Annotated in this window: 3 protein-coding genes and 1 pseudogene; 2 read left to right on the top strand and 2 right to left on the bottom strand. The window is 71.5% G+C overall.

Annotated elements, in window-relative coordinates; translation table 11 throughout:
* Nucleotides 1-166 precede the first annotated feature (166 nt).
* Nucleotides 167-1,354 carry an HAD family hydrolase gene (locus HMPREF0975_RS03730; protein WP_009232801.1) on the bottom strand — a complete coding sequence of 396 codons (1,188 nt, stop codon included), beginning with the start codon at nt 1,352-1,354 and terminating at the stop codon, nt 167-169.
* A gap of 12 nt (nt 1,355-1,366) precedes the next feature.
* Nucleotides 1,367-2,647 (bottom strand): serine--tRNA ligase, encoded by a 1,281-nt coding sequence (gene serS, locus HMPREF0975_RS03725; protein ID WP_009232800.1) that lies wholly within the window; start codon nt 2,645-2,647, stop codon nt 1,367-1,369.
* A gap of 502 nt (nt 2,648-3,149) precedes the next feature.
* On the opposite strand from serS, the gene HMPREF0975_RS03720 reads away from it, so the two are divergent.
* Nucleotides 3,150-4,082 (top strand): LysR substrate-binding domain-containing protein, encoded by a 933-nt coding sequence (locus HMPREF0975_RS03720; protein ID WP_009232799.1) that lies wholly within the window; start codon nt 3,150-3,152, stop codon nt 4,080-4,082.
* A 140-nt stretch (nt 4,083-4,222) separates the two neighbouring features.
* Nucleotides 4,223-4,429, top strand: a pseudogene (locus HMPREF0975_RS16055) (diacylglycerol/lipid kinase family protein); the annotation flags it as partial.

Raw genomic sequence — 4,429 nt, 5'->3', positions numbered from 1 at the left:
GTCAAGGCGCTGGCGGCCGCGAGAAGACGGCCGCAGCGCCGCCGTCTGCCGGTTGAACGTCGTCGGCCCGGGGCGGCCCCGCCGGGCAGACCGGTGCCCGCGGCGGTGACGTCGTTGATGGGGCCGATGGAGTTGTGATGGGAGATAGGGAGAGGGGACTGTCGCATCAGGGGTGCCTTACTCGTTCGATGACGGCGTCCAGGACGGCGGCGCAGCCGTCCCGCCACACGGGCTCGGTCAGGATATCGCCGCGGTCGCGCACCCACTGGGGCGCACTACCCATGACGACTCCGGCCCCGGCCCACTCGATCATCTCGACGTCGTTGGAGCCGTCCCCGACCGCGAGGGTGCGGGCGGAGTCGACGCCCAGGCGGGAGATGAGCGCCTCGAGGGCGGAGGCCTTGGTGACGCCTTCGGGGGCGACGTCGAGCCAGGCCGTCCAGCCGATGGCGTACTCCACCGAGTGCAGCCCGGAGTCGGCCACGATCTCGGAGAAGCGCTCCACCGACATGCCCGGGGCCCGCAGGACCACGCGGGTGACGGGCTGGGAGACGAGCTCGTCGAAGGAGACGACCTGCTGGTCCTCGATGAGCTCGCCGTCGGGGAAGAGCCGGGAGACCTTGAACCCGACGCCAAGGTCCTCCACGGCGATGATCCCGTCGGGCACGGCGGCGAGCAGGGTCTCGATGGCGGGGCGCGGGTCGAAGGTGCGCGAGTCGACCACCTCGTAGCCGCCGGGGGCGTCTGGGTCGAGCCGCAGGGTCAGGGCGCCGTTGGCGCACACCATCCAGCCCGAGCTCAGCCCCAGGTGACGCACCACCGGCATGGCGGCGGCGATCCCGCGCCCGGTGGAGATGACCACGGGCACCTCGTGGGCGCGCAGGCGGGCGATGGAGGCCATGACCCGCTCCGAGACGCGCCCGTCCATGTCGAGGATGGTGCCGTCGACGTCGAGGGCGACGACGAGCCCTCGACCGGGCGCGAGCCGGGCCCCGCCGGAGGCCTCCAGGGCGTCGAGGTCCCGCATCCGGTCCTGGACCAGGGCGTGGTACTCCTCGTGGTCCAGAGCCCGACGGCGCAGCATGCGCCCGCCGGTTCCCCCGGCGGAGCCGGTGGTCTTGGCGGTGCTCTCGGGGTCGCCGCGATGCCCGATGTACTCAGCCGAGCCGCCCAGGCGGGTCAGCGGTTGACCACCCGGGGCGATCCCGGTGTCGGGGTTGACGGCCGGGCCGTTGGCCGTGGGCTCGACGGCGCTGGGGCCGCCCGCGGCGTCGGCCGTGTTGCCCGCACCGGCGGTTCCCGGCGAAGGTTCCGACGGCGTCGACGGCAAGGGGGCGGATGGTGTGGGGCTCATGCGCAGCCGGCCTCAGGCGGTGGCGCCGACGGGCTCGATGGCCTCCAGGCCGCCCAGGTAGGGGCGCAGGCCCGCGGGCACGCGCACCGAGCCATCGGCCTGCTGGTGGTTCTCCAGGATGGCGACCATCCAGCGGGTGGTGGCCAGGGTTCCGTTGAGGGTGGCCACGGGGCTCGTGCCGCTCTCGCGGCGCTCGCGCACGGCCAGGCGGCGGGCCTGGTAGGTGGTGCAGTTGGAGGTGGAGGTGACCTCCATCCAGCGCTGCTGGGTGGGCAGCCAGGCCTCGCAGTCGAACTTGCGGGCGGCCGAGGATCCCAGGTCCCCGGCGGCGGTGTCGATGACCCGGTAGGGCAGCTCGACCAGGGCCAGCATCTCCTCCTCCATGGCCAGGAGCCGGGCGTGCTCGGCCTCGGCGGCCTCGGGGCGGCAGTAGGAGAACATCTCGGCCTTGTTGAACTGGTGGACGCGGATGATGCCGCGGGTGTCCTTGCCGGCGGCGCCGGCCTCGCGCCGGTAGCAGGTGGACCAGCCCATGTAGCGCTTGGGCCCGGCGGTGAGGTCGAGGATCTCGTCGGCGTGGTAGCCGGCCAGGGCCACCTCGGAGGTGCCGGTGAGGTAGAGGTCATCGGCGGGCAGATAGTAGATCTCGTCGCTGTGGGCGCCCAGGAACCCGGTACCACCCATGACCTGCGGAGTCACGAGGGTGGGGGTGGTCATCGGGGTGAATCCGTGGGCGACGGCGGCGTCCAGGGCAGCCGTCATGAGGGCCAGCTCCAGGCGCATGCCCCAGCCCTTGAGATAGTAGAAGCGGGCGCCGGAGACCTTGGCGCCGCGGCGGGTGTCGATGATGTCCAGGCCCTCGCCGATCGCCAGGTGGTCGGCGGGCTCGAAGCCCTCGGCGGTGAAGTCCCGGGGCTCGCCGCCCTCGTGGCGCAGGACGACGTAGTCCTCCTCGCCGCCCGACGGCGCTCCCTCGATGAGGTTGGCGAACTGGCGGGCCAGGGCGTCGAGCTCAACGGCCGCCGCCGAGGAGGCGGCCTCGGCGGCCTTGACCTGCTCGGCCAGTTCCTTGGCACTGGCGAGAATCGCCGGGCGCTCCTCAGGCGATGCTTTCCCGACGGACCGGGAGACGGCCTTCTGCTCGGCGCGGAGGTTCTCGAAGGCGGCCAGCGCCTGACGGCGGGTCTCGTCGGCGGCAATGACGCGGTCAACGAGATCGACGTCGGCGCCGCGGGCTCGCTGGCTGGCGCGGAAGGGCTCGGGGTTCTCACGAAGCGCACGCAGGTCGATCATGACCCTGAGTGTAGTCAGGACCGCACCCGAGGCCGCACTCGGATCACTTTCCGGGCGACATCGGGCCGCACGCGAGGTGGTCACCAACCAGTGACGGACCCGACACTCGAGTCGGATCGACCCGAATCGCCGTCGGATCCGCACCGCCGACAAGGCGGACTCGCGGGCCCGAAAGCCAAGAATTAACCGGAAGGCCGGGGGTGGATGGCGCGCGTGCGAGCCATACACGTTCGCCCCCGCACACACCACCCCTCGAGCGCGAACGTGACCTACTTCCCTCTACCAACGTAATCCACCTGTGAATACAATCCATTTCAATCGGTGTACCCTATAGTTCCCGACGGCGTTCTCGGGCCGCCATGTTGGAGGCCCGCCCACGCCGGATCCCACACCATTCTCCCCGCTTCTCCCGGCCATTCGTCTGTCTTCGACTTTCTGTCACTTCGTCATATCAGGCTCGCCGATCGCGTTGGTGCGGGCCCCGACCACAGGACCACAACTCATGCCGATCTCATCATCTCCGTCCTTCTCGCAGTTACGGGCCTTCGTAGCCCTGTGCGACCACCAGCACTTCGGCGAGGCCGCCACTGCGCTCGGCGTCAGTCAGCCCAGCCTGTCGCAGGCCATCACCGCCCTGGAGAAGCGCGTTGGCGGCGAGCTGGTGGAGCGCACCACCCGCCGCGTGCTGGTGACCTCCCTGGGCGAGGCCCTCCTGCCCTTCGCCCGCGACGCCGTCCTGGCCGCCGAGGCCTTCAACGAGGCCGCCTCCAGCCAGGGGGCCGCCTTGAGCGGCACGATGCGTCTGGGCATCATCCCCACCATCGCGCCCTACTTGGCCCCCATTCTCATCGACGGTCTGCGCGAGGCCCTGCCCCAGATGGAGCTGGATCTGCGCGAGATGGTCACCGGGGACAACCTCGACCAACTCGCCCAGGGGCGTCTGGACGCCGCCATCATCGCCCTGGAGGACGACCTCCAGCGCACCACCGCGATCCCGATGTTCGACGAGCAGCTCGTCGTCCTCACCGCCGCCGACCACCCCTGGGCGGGGCGCCGGGACGTCAACCCCACCGAGCTCGATGACCAGCCCCTCCTCCTACTCGACGAGGGCAACTGCCTGCGCGACCAGACCCTGGCCCTGTGCCAGCGCTACGGCACCCGGCCCCCGGTCGCGGTGGCCACCACCCTGTCGACGGTGACCCGCATGGTCGCACACGGCTCCGGCGTGACGATCATTCCCGAGGGGGCGCTCCAGCTGCTGGCCCCCTCCTCGGAGTACGGCGTCGCCCGTTTCGCCGACGAGGCGCCGGTGCGCCACATGGGCCTGGTCCACCGGATCTCCTCCTCCCGCGGCGCCGACTTCGCCCAACTGGCCGCCCTCATCTCACGCCTGGTGAGCCAGGCCGGCCTACCCGTCACCCCGATCAGGACCTGAGTCGGGGCGAGGGCACGGGCGGAAAGTCGGCGCCGGGCCATAGCCCGGACCACGCCCCGGATCCGCCCGGCCTCCCTCGATGACCTCCGCGCGGCTCCGGTGACAGTGACCGGGGCCGCGCGGACGGTTAACCTGCCCCTATGACCGGCTTCACCGACGGCGGGGCCCGGGCGACGACGCGCACCGGGCAGCCGCTGGCCTGCGTCGTCGTCAATCCTTCCAAGCCGCGCGCCACCGCCGCGGTGCGGGACCTGTTGGAGCGCGAGCTGCGCGAGGCGGGCTACGCCAGGCCCGTCTGGCTCGAGACGAGCATCTCCGAGCCCGGCACTATGCAGGCGCGCCTGGCC

Source organism: Actinomyces sp. oral taxon 849 str. F0330, from assembly GCF_000239715.1.
GTDB lineage: Bacteria > Actinomycetota > Actinomycetes > Actinomycetales > Actinomycetaceae > Actinomyces > Actinomyces johnsonii.
This window is presented reverse-complemented; position numbering and strand designations above follow the sequence as displayed.